Origin of the sequence: Chryseobacterium sp. D764 (assembly GCF_019317325.1) — a bacterium.
GTDB lineage: Bacteria > Bacteroidota > Bacteroidia > Flavobacteriales > Weeksellaceae > Chryseobacterium.
Genome location: NZ_CP079219.1, coordinates 4,305,161 through 4,324,053 on the forward strand (window position 1 = coordinate 4,305,161; position 18,893 = coordinate 4,324,053).

Here is an 18,893-nt window from a genome sequence, read left to right on the forward strand (position 1 = left end):
TGACAAAACCTATATTTTTAATGTAAAATTAAAGATTACCTCTTCTTTCCTGCTCTCTTTCTAATGCTTCGAATAAAGCTTTGAAATTTCCGGCACCAAAACTCTGTGCACCGTGTCTTTCAATAATTTCGAAGAATAGAGTAGGACGGTCTTCTACAGGCTTGGTAAAGATCTGCAATAAGTACCCTTCTTCATCATGATCAATAAGTATACCTAAATCCTGAAGTTTTTTAAGATCTTCATCAATATGACCTACTCTTTCAGGAACCATATCGTAATAAGCTTCCGGTGGAGCAGAAAGAAACTCTACACCACGTTTTTTCAATTCAGTTACGGTATGGATGATATCTTTCGTAGCAACCGCGATGTGCTGTACGCCTTCTCCTTCGTAGAAATCAAGATATTCTTCTACCTGAGATTTCTTTTTACCCTCTGCAGGTTCGTTGATAGGGAATTTTGCAAATCCATTTCCGTTGGACATTACTTTAGACATCAATGCAGAATATTCTGTATTGATCTGCTTGTCGTCAAAAGAAAGAATGTTTACAAATCCCATTACCTTTTCATACCATTCTACTGTTGGGATCATTCTGTTCCAGTCAACATTTCCTACGCAGTGGTCTACATACAATAAACCTGCTTCTTCAGGCTTATAGTTACTTTCCCACTTTTCATATCCAGGCATGAAAGCTCCGTTGTAATTTTTTCTTTCTACAAACATGTGAACGGTTTCTCCATACGTGTAGATACCGGACATTCTTACCTCACCATGCTCATCAGTTAAAGTTACAGGCTCTAAATAAGGTTTACCACCTCTTTTAGTTGTTTCTTCGAAAGCTGCATAAGCGTCGTCTACCCAAAGTGCCAAAATTTTTACTCCGTCACCATGTTTTTTTACGTGTTCGCTGATAAGAGAGTCAGACTTAAGTCCTGTTGTTAGTACCAATCTGATTTTTCCTTGTTGAAGCACATAAGATGCACGGTCTCTTACTCCTGTTTCAGGACCCGCATAAGCTACAGACTGAAAACCGAAAGCGGTTTTGTAATAATGGGCAGCCTGTTTTGCATTTCCTACATAAAACTCAATGTAATCTGTACCGTTGATCGGTAAGAAATTTTCTGCTTGAGCTATTTTCTCGGCAAATGTAAGTGTTGACATATTTTCTCTTTTACTTTTATTTTATTGGTATGCAAATTACAAAAAACTTAGACATTGCGAAAATATTCCCTTGGATTCATTGAATATATTTAACATAAAGTTAAAGAAGAGTTTACTTAAGTATATTTAAGTTTCTTACGTTTGAAATCGGCTACTTACATTTGTAATACAAAAGACAAGTGAAAAAAATATTTCGAAACATGAAAGCCGTAGAGATTCTCTACGGCTTTCTTTTTATATTGTTTCAATCTTTCTGTTTAGCATTCCGGCATCAGGATTATAATTATCCCATATCTTCCAGGTATTATTTATCTTCCGGATGAAGTAGATCTGGGTACTAAGCTGGTTGACAAAATGCTCTTCTCCCGTTTCTCCCACTTTGAAAAGAAGGTTCCAGAATTCCTGAGACTCCAGTATTTTTTTGTCCGGCTCATCTGTAACGATGTGAATATCAAAAACTTCATAATTGGACCGGTTGTTTTTAGTAACCAGATGAAAATCCTTATCACACAGTTCTTTACTGAATTGTGACGCTCTTTCCAGAAACGGGGAATCATCAAATACCAGATCTTTTAACAGTTCAGTATTGTGAATGGGAAACAGCTTGTAAAATTCAAAAGCAGCAGCACAGTAATCATAAACCATCTGCGTAAGATTTGACCGGTTATCAGATTCCTCATGATCCTGTTTCTTATGTCTTACAGATAGTATATAATCATTAAGGTCTTTGTAGCCTAAGAAAATACAGATTTTATCTAATGTTTTAAGAAACCTGAGATCATTATGGGTTTTATCCTGGTAATCATTTTCAAAAAAACGCTGAAGGGTAACATGTGAAATGGTATTTCCAATTTCAAATTTTTTTCCCCCCTTCAGTTCTTCAGCCTCAGAGAGTTCATCTTTAATAATTTCGGAAAGAATAATATAATGGCTTCTCTTCCATTCATTCACATTCCCCAAAACAGAATTCCTTACTTTAGAATGCTTTACAACTTCTTCTCGTATCGAATTATATATAGTTTTCAATTTCCTTGTTTTTGAGTGAGTTTTATCAAAAATACTGCCAAAAGATTAGCGCTTTTTTATGATTCTGCAGATGTGGTTTCAAAATATGTTTTGAGATTTTAAATAAAAAAAACAATTTGGAAATCCTTTTTATTTGATTATCAGTGTTTAAATCTATCAAAGGCTGCTCTCTCCAGCATTTCTCTATCGTCCGGATGGGCAATGCTGATGAGTTCCTGTGCTCTCTGGCGAAGGTTTTTCCCATACAGGTAAGCCGTTCCGTATTCAGTAACAACGTAATGGATATGTCCTCTTGTGGTTACTACACCAGCTCCTTGTTTAAGAAAAGGAACGATTCTGGAAATTCCTTTTTTCGTTCTAGCGGTAATGGCTATGATAGGTTTTCCGTCATCACTTAATGCGGCACCGCGCATAAAGTCCATTTGTCCTCCAATTCCACTGTATTGCATTGTTCCGATAGAATCGGCGCATACCTGTCCCGTCAGATCTATTTCAATGGCGGAATTGATGGCAACCATTTTTTTGTTTCTCATGATATTGATCGGAAAGTTTACTTCGCTTACATCTCTGAAAGCAAATACAGTATTGTCATCTACATAATCATACAGTTTTCTGGTTCCGAAGCAAAAGCTTGTAATGGTTTTATTATCGTTGTATCCTTTATATTTATTGTTGATCACATCATCCTGAATCAAGTCAATAACACCATCACTCAGCATTTCGGTATGAATTCCCAGATCTTTATGGTTGGTAAGGCATTTCAAAACAGCATCAGGAATGGTTCCTATACCCATCTGAAGGGTAGATCTGTCTTCAATGAGTTCAGCCACATTTTTTCCGACAAGCATTTCTTCAGGACCTACTTTTGAACCATAATCTACGGTTGGAAGTTCCTCTTCATGCCAAACCAGTTTATGAATTCTGCTGATGTGGATCATCCCGTCTCCGTGGGTTCTTGGCATCCTGGGATTGACAATAGCAACAATGATTTTTGCGGTATCTACAGCCGCTCTTGCAATATCTACAGAAGTTCCCAGCGTACAGAAACCATGTCTGTCCGGAGGAGAAACCGTAACAATGGCTACATCAAGAGGCAGAATATTTTTTCTGAATAAAATAGGAATTTCACTTAGAAAGACAGGCACAAAGTCTCCTCTGTCAGAATTTACGGCATCACGCACAGGAGTGGAAACAAATAACGAATTGATGAAAAAACTGTCTTTGTATTCCGGTTTTGCAATTTCCACATTTCCTTGCTGGGTAATGGAGACCATTTCTACATTTTGTAGCCGGCCAGCCTGTCTTGCCAGCTCATCAATCAGGTAATTGGGAGTACATGCACTGCCGTGAAAAAATACCCGGTTTCCACTTTTTATCGTATATATTGCTTCTTCTGCACTGATGTAATTATTCATATTTAATCTTTTTTCAAAGGAGGTTGAGAGCATTATTTATTACATAAAATACTTCTATTCTTTCAAAGATAACCTTTATAATTTTATATTCATATAAATAGTTTAAGGATATTGCACAGACTTTTGTCATATAAATAAACCAGATACAATTTAAAAGATAAAGGACCAAATGCATTGGCATTCAGTCCTTTTATATCATTTATTATTTTGTTTAAAATCTTAATTGGCAGTTTCAACAGCTGTTTTCTGTTTCATACTTCCGGTTTCAGAGAATCGCAGATGCCAACTGAATGATTCTTCCAACAAATGAGGGGTGTGTCCGCCTCTTTCACATGCTCTGTCGAAATAGGATTGCAGTTCTTCTTTATATTCCGGATGAACACAATTGTCTATGATTTTCTGTGCTCTTTCTCTCGGTGCTAATCCTCTTAAGTCAGCTAATCCCACATCTGTTACCAGAATATCTACATCATGTTCTGTATGGTCCGTATGAGAGACCATCGGAAGAACGTGAGAAATATTATTGCCTTTTGAAGCAGCCTGAGTCACGAAAATACTTAAATAGGCATTTCTTGCAAAGTCTCCGGAACCTCCGATTCCATTCATAATTTTTGTTCCTCCGATATGGGTAGAGTTTACGTTTCCATAGATATCAAACTCAATAGCAGTGTTGATAGCAATTACTCCCAATCTTCTGATCAGTCCGGGAGTATTGGAAATATTCTGAGGTCTTAAAACGAATTTGTCTTTATATTTTGACAGGTTTCCTAACACTCTTTCATAGCATTCCTGAGAAACAGTAATGGATGATGCTGAAGCAAAACTCAATTTCCCGGAATCTATCAGATCAAATGTACTGTCCTGAAGCACTTCGGAAAACATGGTCAGGTCATAAAAATTACTGTCTTTGAATCCTGTAAGAACGGCATTCGCTACTTTACCGATACCTGCCTGAAGAGGAAGTAATCTGTCTGTAAGGCGTCCCAAAAGAACTTCATTTTCAAAAAAAGCAAGAAGATGTTTGGCGATAGCTGTTGTCTTTTCATCCGGCTCCGCAATATCTGCCGGACTGTCTTTACGATTGGTAAACACAATGGCTTCAATTTTTTCAGGATCAACAGGAATACTTTTTCTCCCGATTTTGTTCCATGGAGCGACAATAGGAATAACATTTCTGTAAGGATAATCTTCTGCCTGGTAGATGTCATGAATTCCATAAACTTCTTCCGGAACTTCCGTATTGATTTCAATGATGACTTTTTTAGCCAAAGCAGCAAAAGTCACGGAATTACCTACAGAAGTTGTAGGAACAATACTTCCGTCTCTTTCTATATAAGCCGCTTCAATAATGGCTACATCTATGCTCTGAAGATTTTTGGTGTGAAGAAGTTCAGCACTTTCACTCAAATGCTGATCGATGAAGAGAATTTCACCGTTGTTTATTTTGTTTCTTAAGACAGGATCTACCTGGAAAGGCATTCTTTTCTTTAGCACATTGGCTTCTGCCAGTTTTCCGTCAGTACCGTGGCCTAGTGAAGCTCCGGTCATCAAAGTGACTTTAAAGTCTTCTGTTTTTCCTCGTTCTGCCAGTGCAGGCAAAATTGCTTTGCTGTCACCTGCTTTTGTAAAGCCGCTGGACCCAATGGTCATGCCGTCTTTAATAATTTTTACAGCATTTTCTGCCGTGGTTACTTTTTGGTGTAGACTTTCTAATCTGATTCTTTCTAACATGTAATATTGATTTTGTTTTAAACCACCATTACTTAGGATGCGTCATGAAAAATAATGATGGCTAATATGTTAACCATACCTCACAAATTTACGAAAAAAGACGCTTTAAATAAAGGATTTAAAGCGTCTTTTGTATGTATTCAGTAATACTTTTTGATATGAACCTGATAGACTTTTTTACTGTTGAATAAATCTATTAGAATTTTTAACCACAAAAGTCACAAAAGTTTATTTTTGAGTATTTTAGATCACTGATAAAGGTAATAAGAATGTTACATAAAGTATACATCAGAAGAAAATCTTCGATTTTCAAAACTTTAGTGTTCTTTATAAACACTAAAGATTCACTTATAACCTTTAGTGTTTAGATTTTGTGGTTGATAGTAAAATTTAAAGCTGTTATAATTTTTATTGTTTTATTCTAACCATGAAGTTTTATAAGAAGGATCTTCTACTTTTAAAGCTTCTTCGGTAATTTTTAAAGGACGGAACGGATCTACCATTACCGCATATTCCTCTGTGAATTTTTTACCGATACTTCTTTCCATCGCACCTGGGTGAGGTCCGTGTACAATTCCTCCCGGGTGAAGGGTAAAGTCCATCAGATCAATATGATTACGGCTCATAAAGTCACCTTCTGTATAGAACAATACCTCATCAGAATCAATATTGGAATGATTGTAAGGTGCCGGAATAGCCTGTGGATGGTAATCATACATTCTTGCACAGAATGAACACACTACGAAATTGTGTCCCTCAAAATTCTGGTGAACCGGTGGCGGTTGGTGAATTCTTCCGGTAATAGGCTCGAAGTTTTTAATATTGAATTTATAAGGATAAAAATATCCGTCCCAGCCTACTACATCAAACGGGTGTGTTGCGTAGATGAAATCTGTAATCTGGTTTTCTTTTTTTACTTTAATCAGGAATTCTCCTTTCTCGTCAATAGGTTCTTTGAAAGCAGGAGCAATCATATCTCTTTCGCAGAATGGAGAATGTTCCAAAAGCTGTCCGAATTCATTTCTGTATCTTTTCGGAGTATAAATAGGAGAGTGGCTCTCCAATACAAAAAATACAGTATCATCAGACTTCAGCTCTACCTGATAGATCGTTCCTCTCGGAATAATAAGATAATCTCCGGTAACGAATTCAAGATCTCCCACAAAAGTTTTTAAAATTCCGGTTCCCTGATGAACATATAAAAGTTCATCACATTCCGCATTTTTGTAGAAATAATCCATCGATTTTCTTGGCTTAGCCAATCCCATCTTCAGATCATTGTTCATTAAAAGGATTTTTCGGCTGTCCATAAAATCGTCTTCAGGAGTGACATTCATTCCCTTAAACATTCTCGGAGCGATGTTTTTTTCCACGGCAATTTTTGGAGTGACATCTTTCGGCTCACCGATAGATTTGATCTGTGTAGGACGGTGGATATGATATAACAGAGAAGAAATACCATGAAAGCCTTCTGTACCAAAGAGCTGTTCATAGTAAAATTTATCTTCCGGTGACTTAAAGATCGTATGTCTTTTTGGTGGGATATTTCCCGCTAGATGATATCTCATTTTACTTTCTTATGTAGTTTCTCAAATTTAATCATTTTTCATGAATTGTCTCAACCTATTATTTTTCTTCAAGAGTTTTGTATTTAAAAAATAATTGTTAGATTTGTCTAACAATTTTAATTTCATGAAGCGAATATTATTTTCTATCACTTTTTTATCAACCTATTGTTTTGCGCAGGAGACAGACAGCTTAAGTTTGCAGCCCAATAAAAATCTGGATTCTGCAAAAGTTATGAAGAGGGAAATCAAAACAAGTAACATCGAAGATGTAGTGGTTACCGGAACCATAAAACCGATGAGCAGATCAAAAAGTCCTGTGGCAGTAGAAATCTACAGCCAGAAGTTCTTTCAGAAAAATCCGACTCCCAGTATTTTTGAAGCCATTGCTATGGTAAATGGAGTAAAACCTCAGCTGAATTGTTCTGTGTGTAATACAGGAGATATCCATATCAACGGACTGGAAGGACCTTACACGATGATTCTGATTGACGGGATGCCTATTGTAAGCTCACTTTCTACGGTATATGGCTTGAGTGGAATCCCGAATAGTCTGGTGGATAGAATAGAGGTGGTAAAAGGTCCTGCATCATCCATTTACGGTTCAGAAGCGATGGGAGGAGTAATTAATATTATTACTAAAAATGCTTTGACTGCTCCTAAGCTGAGTGTAGATATGATGACGAGTACCTGGAGTGAGAATAATCTGGATATTTCAACTAAGTTCAATGTAGGAAAGAATGCCGCTTCATTATTAAGTTTGAATTATTTCAGTTTTCAGGAAAGAATAGACCAGAATAAAGATAATTTCACAGACGCTACTCTACAGAGCAGGATTTCGGTTTTCAACAAATGGAATTTTAAAAGAAAGGAAAACAGACAGGCAAGTTTTGCGATGAGATATCTGTATGAAGACCGTTTCGGGGGAGAAATGCAATGGAATAAATCTTACCGTGGCAGTGATCAGGTATATGGAGAAAGTATTTATACCAATAGAGCGGAAATTTTCGGTTTGTATGAATGGCCTATGAAAGAGCATATTGTAACTCAGTTTTCCTACAACTATCATGACCAGAACTCATTTTACGGATCAAATCCTTTCAATGCCACACAAAAAGTAGCTTTTGTGCAGACGTATTGGGACAGAAGCTTCGGAAAGCATGATATCACGGCCGGACTTACTTTTAAAAGAACTTTTTATGATGACAATACCCCGGGAACATTAGCCTCAGACGGAATCACCAATGCGCCGATGAAATCTCCGATCTGGGGAGCTTTTGTCCAGGATCAATGGGAAATTAATGATAAAAATACCTTGTTGCTGGGATACCGATATGATTATGATAAAGTGCATCATTCCGTACATTCACCGAGATTAGCATGGAAGTTTTCACCCAATCCGTATCATACCCTGCGTTTCAATTTTGGAACGGGCTTCAGAGTGGTGAATTTATTTACTGAAGATCATGCAGCATTGACGGGTTCCCGCGAAGTGGTGGTAAAATCTGATCTTAAACCGGAAAGATCGGTGAACGGAAACCTGAATTATATATGGAAAATTCCTGTAGGAAACCGAATGGTAAATCTTGATGCTTCTGCATTCTATACTTATTTCAGCAATAAAATCGTGGGTGATTTTGATTCTGATCCTAATAAAATTATTTATGATAATCTTCACGGATACGGAATTTCAAGAGGAGCTTCTTTGAATGTGGATTTTGCATTTCAGTTTCCGCTAAGTGTCAATCTTGGAGTAACTTATCTTGATGTGTACCAGAAATTTGATAATGAAAATCAAAAAACACAACAGCTGCATGCTCCAAAGTGGAGTGGAACATATAATCTGACATATAAGTTCCCAAGTAACCTGACCATAGATTTTACAGGACAGTTTTACGGACCGATGAGGCTTCCTGTTCTGCAGAATGATTATCGCCCTGAATATTCACCATTCTATTCTTTGGCCAATATTCAGGTATCAAAGAGTTTCAAATCAGGATTTGAAGTATACTGCGGAATTAAAAATTTATTCAACTTTACTCCTAAAGATCCTTTGATGAGACCTTTTGATCCATTTGATAAACATGTTGATGATCCTATCAACAATCCTAATCATTATACTTTTGACACGGCATACGGCTATGCTCCAATGCAGCGTATCAGAGGTTTTCTGGGAGTAAAATATACTTTAAAATGAAAAAAATAACTTTATTTTTAATGTTAGTGCCCTGTTTTTATCTGTCTCAGATGAAGACAGGCACTTTTTCTGATCTTGAGATTCAGCAGAAGGAAAATCCAAAGCCGGTTGTCATTCACCTTTATACGGATTGGTGTGCCGTCTGTAAAATTGAATCTTATCGTTTAAATAAAGATAAAGAACTGGTTAATATGATCAATGATCATTTTTATTTTGTCAATTTCGAGGCAGAAAAGACGAAGGAGAAAATTCATTTTCAGAATCAGGAGTTTGAGTATCTGCAGAATGGAAACTCCGGAATTCATGAGTTGGCGCTGGCTTTGTCTAAGAATAAAAATCAGCCTGTTTATCCTTTATGGGTGTTTCTGGATAAGCATCAGAATCTGGTATATTATCAGGAAGGACAGATGACACCTGAAAAAATGAAGCAGAAGCTGTTGGAGATTTCTGCTTTGTAAATTGGGGGATTCTTGTTGGAAAACGCAAAGGCGCAAAGTTTTTTTCTTCTCTTATGTTTTAAGGCGCAAGGATTTTATCTGCGATAAATTGTATATTCCTAATACTTTATAGATCATTCCTTGTTGAAAATCTTTGATTTTCTTGCGCTTAAAAACAGTTATTATTTATTTTCTTTGTGCCTTTGCGTTTGTCCAACTTTAAAGATTTTCTGTTTATTTCTCACAGATTATACAGATTTTTAAGCTTGTTGAACTTTTAAAATTCGTGAGAACTATCCCAATCTTTAAATTTTTAAATAATTAAATCTTTTAATTCTCCCCTTCCGCATCTATCAACACAGCGAGCTGAATACACGGTTCATCAGAACGGTTGCTCCACGCGTGATTGGTGCTTCTTTGAATGACGATGTCTCCCGGTTTCAAAAGCGTTTCACCTTCTTCCATGATGAGGTAGAGTTCACCGGAAAGGATAATGATATAATCCAATGTGGGAGTTTGGTGCATCATCGGATGAGGTTCATTCTTTTTCCATTCAACCCCTAAATCTTTATCAGGAGGAATCACTACATATCGAAAGTAAGTACCGTTTTTGGGAGTTTGTGGAAATCCGGTATTCGGAATTCTGTTTTCAAAGTCCAGGCTTGCCGGTGTTTTCTGAGTATTCCATACATCAGAAATGATCAATCCCGGAAAATGTTCTACTGCGTTTTCTACCTGCTGGTCTTCTATAATAATAGATTTTCCGTTTTTAATTCCTGTTACGATTCGTCTTGGTATTGTGTTCATAGATTAATGTTTCATGATGAGTTTATGACCTTGGGTCTGATTATTTTTTAAAATAGAGTGTGCCTGCAGAACAGTATCCAGAGAAAGATTACCAATTACTTTATGTTGTGGCGGAAGAATCGTTTCGTTCTCAATGAGCTTTTTTATTTCAAGTAAACTGTTTTTATAATATTCATATTTTTTAATCATTCCATAAGTATAATTGGAGATATTCATAATCAAAGTTCCTTTGTTGAACAATGTTTCATGAGCATCTTTAGTGACTAAGGCGGTCACATCCACATAAGTTCCGTTAATTTTTAAAACTTCTGCCGTCACTTCAGACATGTAGTTTCCAACGAGATCAATTCCAAACTCAAAGGGCTGATCGTTATTGGCTTTTAAAATGTTCTCAATAAGATTTTTATCTCTGTAATTAACGATCTGATGGTTTTTTAATCCTAAATTGAGAAGCATCTGCCTGTTTTCTTCACTACCAACAGTTGCGATGACCTGTGGGATATTATGGGCTAATAAAAGTTTGATTAAAAATGAACCAACGCCTCCGGCTGCGCCAGTGATAAGGAGTGTATTCTCCGGGTTTAATTTCAGGCGGTTAAAGATTTGCAGAGAGGTAAGTCCTGCAGAAGGAATGGAAGCCGCCTGCTCAAACGAGATATTTTTTGGTTTAAAAGAAACAATAGCTTCAGGAACGGCAATATATTCTGCATAAGTGCCGTTGCTTCCCATAGAGCCGCTGCCACAATAGACTTCATCACCGATATTGAATTGCGTAACCTCGGGACCTTTGCTGACAATGATTCCGGATAATTCTCTTCCTAATATAGGAGAACTGATCAGTTTCCGTTCAAGCTCGTTTTCCAGCATTTGGTAGTCGATAGGATTAAAACCGCTGGCTTTAATCTGGATTAAAACTTCATGGTCCTTGGGTTGAGGCTGTTCGGTAAAACTATCTTCCAGATTTCCGTTTTTATTCAAAATAACTGCTTTCATAGGTAAGTATTTGTATTTGAGAAATCATGCGATTTCATATTACTGATTTGATACACAAATGTAAAGAGGGAATAGTTTATATTTGCTACTAGTTAACTAATGGTAACTAGTTACCTTGACGAAACTATTATGGCAAAAATTACTAAAAACGGCATCGAAAGAGAAGCAAGCTGTACCGAAGAATTGTTCGCGATGCGGGACAGTCTGGATGTATTGGGAGGAAAATGGAAACTTATGATCTTACGGTATCTTACCAACAGACCGGATCAGATGATTCATTTTAAAAAGCTGGAACGCAGTATTGAAGGAATCTCTGCGAAAATGCTGAGCAAGGAATTAAAAGAACTGGAAACGAACCTTCTGGTCACAAGAACGATTCAGGATACGAAACCTATCACTGTAACGTATGCTGTGACCGAATATGGAAAGTCTGTTTTTCCGGTGACGGAAACATTGGTAAACTGGGGAATACTTCATAGAGAAAAGATCAAGGAATCAATGGGGTAGTTATGAGTTATTGGAAAACGCAAAGACGCAAAGATTTTCCTTTAAACATGCCTTAAGGCGCAAGGATTTTATCTGCGATAAAATTGTATATTCCTAATACTTTATAGGTTATTCCTTGCTGAAAATCTTTGATTTTTCTTGCACCTTAAAGCAGAATATTATTAAATTTCTTTGCGCCTTTGCGATTACTAACACATATTGCTTCATCGGGAAAATATCAAAGAATCTATGAATTCTTCTGAACTATAAATCTCAATAAAAAATCCTCAGACCCGTATAGGATTGAGGATTTTAAATAATACCAAATTGTTTATTAATTTTTATCTAGCCATGACTGTACCAGCTCAGAGTGGTCTTTCACCCATTCTTTGGCGGTGGCTTCTTTATTTTTACTCTGTTCCATTTTCATTAGAAGATCAGACATATTTTCATCATCAAAATGGAGTCTGGAAAAGAATTTGGCGAGTTCAGGATGGTCTTTTCCAAAGCTTTTCCTGGAGTAAGTCTTAATCTGTTCTGCTTCACCGAATATCTTTTTGGGATCATCAAGAAACTTAAGCTTCATTTTACCAAACATCCAGTGGGGCTGCCATCCTGTTACCACAATCCATTGTTTACGTTGTATGGCATTTTGTAATTCGGTGATCATGGCAATGGTAGAGGAGTTGATCTGCTGATAATCCAGTTTATAATCGATAATTGCTTTATCTGCTCCGGTTGTTAGTCCAGCTCCTTTTTCAATTCCAATGATTCTGTGACTGAATTCCTCCTTATGCTGATTGAGTTCTTCAATAGAGTTAACAGGAACATATTCCGGAACGACCAATCCTATACGGCCGTTGTTGTAATTGGTGCCAAGATGAGTTAATCCCGGGAATTTAGCAAGTTTTTTAGCGTGAGTGTAAGGAAGCCAGACCCCCATGAAAAGGTCTGTATCTTCATTATTCATAGAAGCCAGAATCATATCTGTTGAAGCTTTTTGAATAATGACATGATAGCCCTGCTGATCTAAAATAGCTTTAGTAACGTGCGTCATGGCAACATCTTCTGCCCAGCCATCTACCATTCCTATGGTAATGTATTTGGAGTTTTTTATATTTTCACACGAATATAATGCAGCAAATACCAACATTAAAACGGGAAAAAACAGATATTTTAATTGTTTCATCTTATTGTTTTTTCTTTACAAATCCCTGGGTAATACGGTCGAGGATAATGGCTAAAATCACAACGGATAATCCACTTTCAAATCCTAATCCGATATCCAGATTATTAATTCCTTCCAATACTTTTTCTCCTAAGCCTCCTGCGGCAATCATTCCTGCGATAACCACCATGGATAAGGATAAAAGTATGGTTTGATTGATCCCGGTTAAAATTGTTTTCATGGCTAAAGGAAGCTCTACTTTAAACAGTATCTGTCGGTTGGTGGCTCCAAAAGCTCTGGCGGCTTCCACAATGTCTTTCGGAACAGCTTCAATTCCCAGTGTTGTTAATCTTACGGCAGGCGGCATCGCAAAAATAATGGTTGCAAAAGCTCCTGGAACCTTACCAATGCTGAAAAACAGTACAGCAGGAATCAGATACACAAATGCCGGCATTGTCTGCATTAAATCCAGTAATGGACGGATAACCTTTGCTGCTATTGCATTTTTAGCTGCCAAAATTCCCAGAGGGATAGAAAGGATAAGAGCTGTAATGGTGGAAACAAATATAAGTGCTAGTGTTTCCATGGTTTCTTTCCATAATCCCATTAAAAATATTAAACTTAGTCCGGCTGCGGTTACTACAGCAATACCTTTTCCTGCTTTCCATAGTGCCAGCAGTGTAAAGAAGAGAATGATTACATAAAAGGGTGTGTTTGTTAAAACCCATTCAATCCCCATAATAGAGGCATTTCCAACGTGTTTTATGACATCAAATACAGGTTTTCCATTTTCTGTGAGCCAATTGATAGCAGTTTCTACATATTGACCTATATCTATAGTTTTATTCATCTTATTGATTGTTTGCGATTTCTTTTAATTCAATGATTTCTTCTTCGTTAAACTTGGTCGCTTCTATGACAAGAGATAACTGAGTGACAAGACCTAAAAATTTATTGTCTTCATCAATTACTGCGATGGCTGATTTACTTCCGGAAATTAACGGCAGCATTTCTTCTACAGTGACTTCAGGATAGACTGAAGGAACATTGCTGTTGATAATTGATTCCACTGTAGGTTCTTTTCTTTTGGCAATTCGGACAACATCGTTAAGGGTTACAAAGCCCAGAAATTTATTTTGAAAATCTACTACAGGTAAGTTTTCTAATCCGGTGGCTCTCATTTTTCTTAATGCCCCTTCCGGACCGTCTTTTCTGAAACGTACTACGGTAGCTTTATCAAACATCAGAGATCTGGCAGTGATAATTGTTTTACGGTCTACTTTCTCTACGAAAGCTTTTACATAGTCGCTGGCAGGATTGGTTAAAATATCTTCTGCAGTTCCTATCTGTTCTATGACTCCATCTTTCATAATGACGATACGGTCTCCGATTTTAATAGCCTCGTCCAGATCGTGGGTAATGAAAACAATGGTTTTTTGCAATGTATTCTGCAGTTCAAGCATCTGATCCTGCATTTCAGATTTTATCAGAGGATCCAGTGCAGAAAAAGCCTCATCCATAAGCAGAACTTCAGGATCGTTTGCCAATGCTCTTGCTAAACCTACTCTCTGCTGCATTCCTCCTGAAAGTTGGGAAGGATACTGGTTTTCAAAACCATTCAATCCTACAATATCCAGGGCTTTCTGTGCTTTTTCATCACGGGAAGCTTTGTCTTCTCCTCTGATTTCCAGGCCGAAACCTGCATTGTCTAAAATAGTATGATGGGGAAGTAATCCGAATTTCTGAAATACCATACTCATTTCCGTTCTTCTTACTTCCAGAAGTTCTTTATTGTTTTTGCCGGTAATATCATCATCATTGATGTATACTTTTCCTGAGGTAGGCTCATTCAGCCTGTTAAGACAGCGCAGCAGCGTAGATTTTCCGCTTCCTGACAATCCCATGATGACAAAAAATTCTCCCTCATAGATTTCAAAACTTGCTTTGTTGATTCCTATGGTGCAGCCTGTTTTTTCAAGAATTTCTTTTTTGGAAAAGCCTTTGTCTAAAAGTTCCTGTGCTTTTTCTTTGTTTTTGCCAAAAATAATAGTCAGATCTTCAACTTTAAGTTTTACTTTTCTACTGTTTTCATTTTTTTCCATATTCAGAATTTTTGAATTAATAAATGATATAAAAAATTGTACACCAATTCATTATATAAGTTTAATCTTTGTTGTTCTGCTGATGACGATAGTGCAAAATAATTTGCAGAGCTTATAGTGATAAAAGCTTTTAACAAAAAAATAAGAGCATACAGACCATTGGGCCTTATGTTTATTTTTAAATATTTCAATTAGATTATACTCTAGAAAAAGAGTGTAGCATGTAAAAAGAGGTTAATCTCTTACATAGATTCTACAATTAAATTACGGATGAGGTAATTACAGATATGTGTACTGAACAACTTGAATTTCTACATCTCATCAAAATGCAGATCAGCATAAAAAACCTGTATATCAATTTTTTATGACGATGCAAATTTACGAATTTTATATTAAATGGATTTTTTTGGACGTAAGAAGCTGGTTTTAAGTCTGGTTATGGAAGGTGATATGTAGAGTGATTTTTCTCTTACCATTAAAGATAAGAGCGTATTGATATGGTAAAGATCTCGAAGGTGATCTTTCCAAATATGAGCTATGAAAATTACTTTAGTAAAACAGCAGTAATTGCCAATATTGCGGGTAGTGCCTGTACAAAGAATATTTTTTTTGTGGCAGAAATCGCTCCGTAAATTCCAGCTACCGCTACACATCCTAAAAAGAATAGTGCCACATTGGTCTGCCATTGCGGATCTTTGATCAAAAACGACCAAATCAGTCCGGCAGCCAGAAAACCATTGTAGAGCCCCTGATTGGCGGCTAGTCCCTTGGTAGGTTTAAACATTTCTGCAGGCAAAGCTGCTTTAAAGACTTCTTTTCCTTTTGTTTCCCAGGCAAACATTTCCATCCACAGAATGTAGATATGTTCTATTGCGACTAAGGCGATCAAAATTTTTGCAACGATGTCCATGATTTATTGTTTTTTGGAATTGTAAAACTAAAAAAATAAAGTTAAGTTTGATTACTAAATATTACAATGGAAACTTTCAAGGCACATTTAGATAAATTCATTACGATCACCGACGAGGAGTTTACTTCTATCATTTCTTTTTTTCAGGTTTTAAAAGTGAAAAAGAAAGAAAATCTGATGCTGGAAGGTGATATCTGTAAATTTAAATATTTCGTTGTGGAAGGATGCCTGAGAAAGTTTTTTGTGAACGAAAAAGGGGTAGAACAAACCACAGAATTTGCTATAGAAAACTGGTGGATGTCTGATACTTTTGCTTTTGAAAAACAGATGAAGTCAGACTTTAATATTCAGTCTGTAGAGAATTCTAAAATTTTAGTTATTGATTTTCAGTCTCAGGAACTTTTACTGGAAAAGCATCCCGTTATGGAACGTTATTTCAGAATGGTCTACCAAACGGCTTATGCTGCCGCTGAAAAAAGAATCCGTTATATTTATGAGATGACGAAAGAAGAATATTATGTACATTTCAGCACGTTGTATCCTTGGTTTATACAGAGAATTCCGCAATATTTAATTGCTTCCTTTTTAGGATTTACCCCAGAATATTTAAGTGAAATCAGGGCAAAGTTACGATCTTAAACCAGTTTAAGATTTTTACGGATCAAAAGCCGGAAATTTGTCATGTTATTAAAAGCCAATACAATGACAGATACCAAAAATCGATTTCCGCAGTTATTTTTAAGACTTGCTCTTGCTGTAACCATGCTTTCTGCAGTGGCAGACCGATTTGGATGGTGGAGTAAAGAAAATTCATCATGGGGAAATATGGAGAGTTTTAAAGAATATACAAGACAGCTGACATTTTTTCTTCCGGAAACAATGAGTACGTTCTCGGCGTATGCCGCTACTTTCTTTGAGATCCTTTTTCCATTTATGCTGATTGCAGGGTTCAAAACCAGAATTGCAGCGTATGGAAGCTGTATTCTGCTGTTGGTTTTTGCCATATCCATGACCATTGCTTCAGGACCTAAAGCTCCACTCAACTATTCTGTATGGGTAGGAAGTGCCGCAGCTCTTTTATTGGCGGTTCAGCAGCAATATTCTTTAAGTATAGATCAATTAACCAAAAAAAAATAATATAATGAGCGCAAGATTAAATATTGCAACAGTAGATTCAGCAGCTTACAAAGCGATGATGGGATTAGAAGGATATTTACAGACAACTTCTTTAACTCACATTCAAAAAGAATTAATTAAAATCAGGGCTTCACAGATTAATAAATGTGCTTTTTGCCTTGATATGCACACAAAAGATGCCATTAAATATGGTGAAACACCTCAGAGAATCTTCATTCTAAACGGATGGACGGAGGCAAAAGAATTTTTCACAGAAGAAGAGCAGGTGCTTTTGAAGATGACAGAGGAAATTACACTGATTAGCCAAAATGGATTAACAGAAGAAACGTTCCAAAAGGCGAAATCATTCTTTGATGACAGCCAGATTTCTCAGATTATTATGGCGATTGTAACCATCAATGCATGGAACAGAATTGCAATAAGCACGCATCTTCCGGTTGCAAAATAATGAAATAATGAAGCAGGAAGATGGATGCTCATGAAGCCTGCATAATTTACGGATGTTTACTTTTTATAAAAACGGCCTTTCAATTTTGAAAGGCCGTTTTCTGTAAGATTCAAAGCAACAATGTAATAGGGCTGTGGTATTAATTCTAAAAATAAATTCTAAGGTTAGCTTTATTTTTTTAACCGGAATTATTTTGTTACTCTGTTTTTTAAAGAAATTAATAAATAGCCACAGGATTCACATTCACCTGAGTAGAGCCTACGTATAAAGGCTGTCCCAATACGAATAAAAATTCCCAGACTTTTTGCTTCACTAAAGGTCGGCTGTCGATCAGTTCCAGATTATAAATTCCCTTTTTAGCCAGCATAAACTGGTTGATGGGAAATTCTTCTTTACTTTTCGGATTAGGATAGACTTCAGAAGCCCAGGTGTCACCACCAAAAGCTACGATTCCCTGATCGGCAAGCCATTTTGCAGCATCCATTCCGATTCCCGGTTCAGTTTCTAAGAATTGTTGATTGTTTTTACCGATCAATTCAAGCCATCCGGTATTGAAAAGAATGATATCACCTTTTCTCAGGGTAAGGCCCTGTTTCTTTAAAACAGATTTGATATCTTCTACCGTAAATTCTGTTCCTCCGGGTACTATTGATTTTCCATAATGAGCGGTCATATCAAGGACTACACCACGGGTTACGAAAGGAGGGACTTTTTCAACTCCCAGTTTTTTTACGCCTTCCACAGTCACAAAGTCTGTTGCTTTATTTCCGTTGTAGTAAATATTGTCAATACCGATGTGTCCGATACCGTTCAGCTGGGTTCCCACTCCGGTCCATCCGTTTACGAGTTCATCATTGAATGTAAATTTATTGGGACCTATGCTTTTTCCACCCTGTTCTCCGGGCTGGATATTATATAAATTGAAGCTTCTGTGTCTGAAAGCCGGAAGTTTTTTGTCAATAGGAACTGCAAGAGCTAAGGTTTTACCCTGTTTTACCAGTCCCAGAGCCTGTTTTACAACTTCAGGAGTCAATAAATTAGCAGCTCCTATTTCGTCCTGCGCTCCGTAAGAAGAAGGAAACCATGATTTATCTTCCGGATTGACAAGTGTCTGAGCATTGAATGTAATGCTGTTAAGAGTCAATAGGGTTACTAACCCGAATATTTTAATCAGATTATTTTTCATTTTTATGAGGTATGAGAGTTAAAGGGAAGAAGTTGGAAGCTGGAAGAGGGAAGTTTTATTAGTGTATTGATAATCAGTAGGCTTTTATTGCATTTTTCTGCATGTGACAAAGAGATTCCTCCTTCG

Annotated in this window: 18 protein-coding genes; 6 read left to right on the top strand and 12 right to left on the bottom strand. The window is 36.8% G+C overall.

Going from position 1 to position 18,893, the window contains the following annotated elements:
- Nucleotides 1–28 precede the first annotated feature (28 nt).
- The 5 genes from hppD to KYG33_RS19705 all read right to left on the bottom strand — a co-directional run bounded on the left by hppD (nucleotide 29) and on the right by KYG33_RS19705 (nucleotide 6,899).
- On the bottom strand, nucleotides 29–1,159 hold the full coding sequence (gene hppD / locus KYG33_RS19685) for a 4-hydroxyphenylpyruvate dioxygenase (protein WP_077414091.1): 1,131 nt from the start codon (nucleotides 1,157–1,159) through the stop codon (nucleotides 29–31).
- A 234-nt stretch (nucleotides 1,160–1,393) separates the two neighbouring features.
- Nucleotides 1,394–2,185 carry a hypothetical protein gene (locus KYG33_RS19690; RefSeq protein WP_077414093.1) on the bottom strand — a complete coding sequence of 264 codons (792 nt, stop codon included), beginning with the start codon at nucleotides 2,183–2,185 and terminating at the stop codon, nucleotides 1,394–1,396.
- A gap of 140 nt (nucleotides 2,186–2,325) precedes the next feature.
- A complete protein-coding gene (locus tag KYG33_RS19695) occupies nucleotides 2,326–3,600 on the bottom strand; it encodes an acetyl-CoA hydrolase/transferase family protein (RefSeq protein ID WP_047382678.1) in 1,275 nt (424 codons plus the stop codon).
- A gap of 219 nt (nucleotides 3,601–3,819) precedes the next feature.
- On the bottom strand, nucleotides 3,820–5,331 hold the full coding sequence (locus KYG33_RS19700; RefSeq protein WP_077414095.1) for a succinate CoA transferase: 1,512 nt from the start codon (nucleotides 5,329–5,331) through the stop codon (nucleotides 3,820–3,822).
- Nucleotides 5,332–5,747: 416 nt separating this feature from the next.
- Complete coding sequence (locus KYG33_RS19705) at nucleotides 5,748–6,899, bottom strand: homogentisate 1,2-dioxygenase (RefSeq protein ID WP_077414097.1); 1,152 nt, start codon at nucleotides 6,897–6,899, stop codon at nucleotides 5,748–5,750.
- 124 nt (nucleotides 6,900–7,023) lie between these two features.
- Here KYG33_RS19705 and KYG33_RS19710 point away from each other — a divergent pair, with 124 nt between their 5' ends.
- Both KYG33_RS19710 and KYG33_RS19715 read left to right on the top strand, forming a co-directional pair.
- Nucleotides 7,024–9,093 carry a TonB-dependent receptor plug domain-containing protein gene (locus tag KYG33_RS19710; protein WP_077414099.1) on the top strand — a complete coding sequence of 690 codons (2,070 nt, stop codon included), beginning with the start codon at nucleotides 7,024–7,026 and terminating at the stop codon, nucleotides 9,091–9,093.
- On the top strand, nucleotides 9,090–9,551 hold the full coding sequence (locus KYG33_RS19715) for a thioredoxin family protein (protein WP_219072277.1): 462 nt from the start codon (nucleotides 9,090–9,092) through the stop codon (nucleotides 9,549–9,551). The genes KYG33_RS19710 and KYG33_RS19715 overlap by 4 nt, the downstream gene beginning before the upstream one ends.
- A 309-nt stretch (nucleotides 9,552–9,860) precedes the next feature.
- Here the strand turns inward: KYG33_RS19715 and KYG33_RS19720 are convergent, their stop codons facing one another.
- Both KYG33_RS19720 and KYG33_RS19725 read right to left on the bottom strand, forming a co-directional pair.
- Nucleotides 9,861–10,337 carry a cupin domain-containing protein gene (locus KYG33_RS19720; protein WP_219072278.1) on the bottom strand — a complete coding sequence of 159 codons (477 nt, stop codon included), beginning with the start codon at nucleotides 10,335–10,337 and terminating at the stop codon, nucleotides 9,861–9,863.
- 3 nt (nucleotides 10,338–10,340) lie between these two features.
- On the bottom strand, nucleotides 10,341–11,330 hold the full coding sequence (locus KYG33_RS19725) for an NADP-dependent oxidoreductase (protein ID WP_219072279.1): 990 nt from the start codon (nucleotides 11,328–11,330) through the stop codon (nucleotides 10,341–10,343).
- A gap of 129 nt (nucleotides 11,331–11,459) precedes the next feature.
- Here KYG33_RS19725 and KYG33_RS19730 point away from each other — a divergent pair, with 129 nt between their 5' ends.
- The gene (locus KYG33_RS19730) at nucleotides 11,460–11,837 is read left to right on the top strand and encodes a winged helix-turn-helix transcriptional regulator (protein WP_077414262.1); all 378 of its coding nucleotides are present in this window, start codon (nucleotides 11,460–11,462) and stop codon (nucleotides 11,835–11,837) included.
- A 313-nt stretch (nucleotides 11,838–12,150) separates the two neighbouring features.
- On the opposite strand, the gene KYG33_RS19735 is transcribed toward KYG33_RS19730, so the two are convergent.
- The 4 genes from KYG33_RS19735 to KYG33_RS19750 all read right to left on the bottom strand — a co-directional run bounded on the left by KYG33_RS19735 (nucleotide 12,151) and on the right by KYG33_RS19750 (nucleotide 15,996).
- The gene (locus KYG33_RS19735; RefSeq protein ID WP_219072280.1) at nucleotides 12,151–13,005 is read right to left on the bottom strand and encodes a glycine betaine ABC transporter substrate-binding protein; all 855 of its coding nucleotides are present in this window, start codon (nucleotides 13,003–13,005) and stop codon (nucleotides 12,151–12,153) included.
- A 1-nt stretch (nucleotide 13,006) separates the two neighbouring features.
- Nucleotides 13,007–13,834 (bottom strand): ABC transporter permease, encoded by an 828-nt coding sequence (locus KYG33_RS19740; protein WP_077414110.1) that lies wholly within the window; start codon nucleotides 13,832–13,834, stop codon nucleotides 13,007–13,009.
- A 1-nt stretch (nucleotide 13,835) separates the two neighbouring features.
- Nucleotides 13,836–15,086 carry a glycine betaine/L-proline ABC transporter ATP-binding protein gene (locus KYG33_RS19745; RefSeq protein WP_077414111.1) on the bottom strand — a complete coding sequence of 417 codons (1,251 nt, stop codon included), beginning with the start codon at nucleotides 15,084–15,086 and terminating at the stop codon, nucleotides 13,836–13,838.
- Nucleotides 15,087–15,630: 544 nt separating this feature from the next.
- Nucleotides 15,631–15,996 carry a DUF1304 domain-containing protein gene (locus KYG33_RS19750; RefSeq protein WP_077414113.1) on the bottom strand — a complete coding sequence of 122 codons (366 nt, stop codon included), beginning with the start codon at nucleotides 15,994–15,996 and terminating at the stop codon, nucleotides 15,631–15,633.
- 66 nt (nucleotides 15,997–16,062) lie between these two features.
- On the opposite strand from KYG33_RS19750, the gene KYG33_RS19755 reads away from it, so the two are divergent.
- The 3 genes from KYG33_RS19755 to KYG33_RS19765 all read left to right on the top strand — a co-directional run bounded on the left by KYG33_RS19755 (nucleotide 16,063) and on the right by KYG33_RS19765 (nucleotide 17,581).
- Complete coding sequence (locus KYG33_RS19755) at nucleotides 16,063–16,635, top strand: Crp/Fnr family transcriptional regulator (RefSeq protein ID WP_180565249.1); 573 nt, start codon at nucleotides 16,063–16,065, stop codon at nucleotides 16,633–16,635.
- Between the two features lie 63 nt (nucleotides 16,636–16,698).
- The gene (locus KYG33_RS19760; protein ID WP_228408644.1) at nucleotides 16,699–17,133 is read left to right on the top strand and encodes a DoxX family protein; all 435 of its coding nucleotides are present in this window, start codon (nucleotides 16,699–16,701) and stop codon (nucleotides 17,131–17,133) included.
- Nucleotides 17,134–17,137: 4 nt separating this feature from the next.
- Entirely contained in the window at nucleotides 17,138–17,581 is a 444-nt protein-coding gene (locus tag KYG33_RS19765) for a carboxymuconolactone decarboxylase family protein (protein WP_077414119.1), read from the top strand.
- Nucleotides 17,582–17,798: 217 nt separating this feature from the next.
- Here the strand turns inward: KYG33_RS19765 and KYG33_RS19770 are convergent, their stop codons facing one another.
- Nucleotides 17,799–18,767: a cyclase family protein gene (locus tag KYG33_RS19770; RefSeq protein ID WP_219072281.1), complete on the bottom strand. Its 969-nt coding sequence runs from the start codon at nucleotides 18,765–18,767 to the stop codon at nucleotides 17,799–17,801.
- Nucleotides 18,768–18,893: the final 126 nt, after the last annotated feature.

Coding starts and splice junctions, on each gene's coding strand:
- hppD (WP_077414091.1), bottom strand. CDS start 1,159: ATGTCAACACTTACATTTGCCGAGAAAATAGCTCAAGCAGAAAATTTC.
- KYG33_RS19695 (WP_047382678.1), bottom strand. CDS start 3,600: ATGAATAATTACATCAGTGCAGAAGAAGCAATATATACGATAAAAAGT.
- KYG33_RS19700 (WP_077414095.1), bottom strand. CDS start 5,331: ATGTTAGAAAGAATCAGATTAGAAAGTCTACACCAAAAAGTAACCACG.
- KYG33_RS19705 (WP_077414097.1), bottom strand. CDS start 6,899: ATGAGATATCATCTAGCGGGAAATATCCCACCAAAAAGACATACGATC.
- KYG33_RS19710 (WP_077414099.1), top strand. CDS start 7,024: ATGAAGCGAATATTATTTTCTATCACTTTTTTATCAACCTATTGTTTT.
- KYG33_RS19715 (WP_219072277.1), top strand. CDS start 9,090: ATGAAAAAAATAACTTTATTTTTAATGTTAGTGCCCTGTTTTTATCTG.
- KYG33_RS19720 (WP_219072278.1), bottom strand. CDS start 10,337: ATGAACACAATACCAAGACGAATCGTAACAGGAATTAAAAACGGAAAA.
- KYG33_RS19725 (WP_219072279.1), bottom strand. CDS start 11,330: ATGAAAGCAGTTATTTTGAATAAAAACGGAAATCTGGAAGATAGTTTT.
- KYG33_RS19730 (WP_077414262.1), top strand. CDS start 11,460: ATGGCAAAAATTACTAAAAACGGCATCGAAAGAGAAGCAAGCTGTACC.
- KYG33_RS19735 (WP_219072280.1), bottom strand. CDS start 13,005: ATGAAACAATTAAAATATCTGTTTTTTCCCGTTTTAATGTTGGTATTT.
- KYG33_RS19740 (WP_077414110.1), bottom strand. CDS start 13,834: ATGAATAAAACTATAGATATAGGTCAATATGTAGAAACTGCTATCAAT.
- KYG33_RS19745 (WP_077414111.1), bottom strand. CDS start 15,086: ATGGAAAAAAATGAAAACAGTAGAAAAGTAAAACTTAAAGTTGAAGAT.
- KYG33_RS19750 (WP_077414113.1), bottom strand. CDS start 15,996: ATGGACATCGTTGCAAAAATTTTGATCGCCTTAGTCGCAATAGAACAT.
- KYG33_RS19755 (WP_180565249.1), top strand. CDS start 16,063: ATGGAAACTTTCAAGGCACATTTAGATAAATTCATTACGATCACCGAC.
- KYG33_RS19760 (WP_228408644.1), top strand. CDS start 16,699: ATGACAGATACCAAAAATCGATTTCCGCAGTTATTTTTAAGACTTGCT.
- KYG33_RS19765 (WP_077414119.1), top strand. CDS start 17,138: ATGAGCGCAAGATTAAATATTGCAACAGTAGATTCAGCAGCTTACAAA.
- KYG33_RS19770 (WP_219072281.1), bottom strand. CDS start 18,767: ATGAAAAATAATCTGATTAAAATATTCGGGTTAGTAACCCTATTGACT.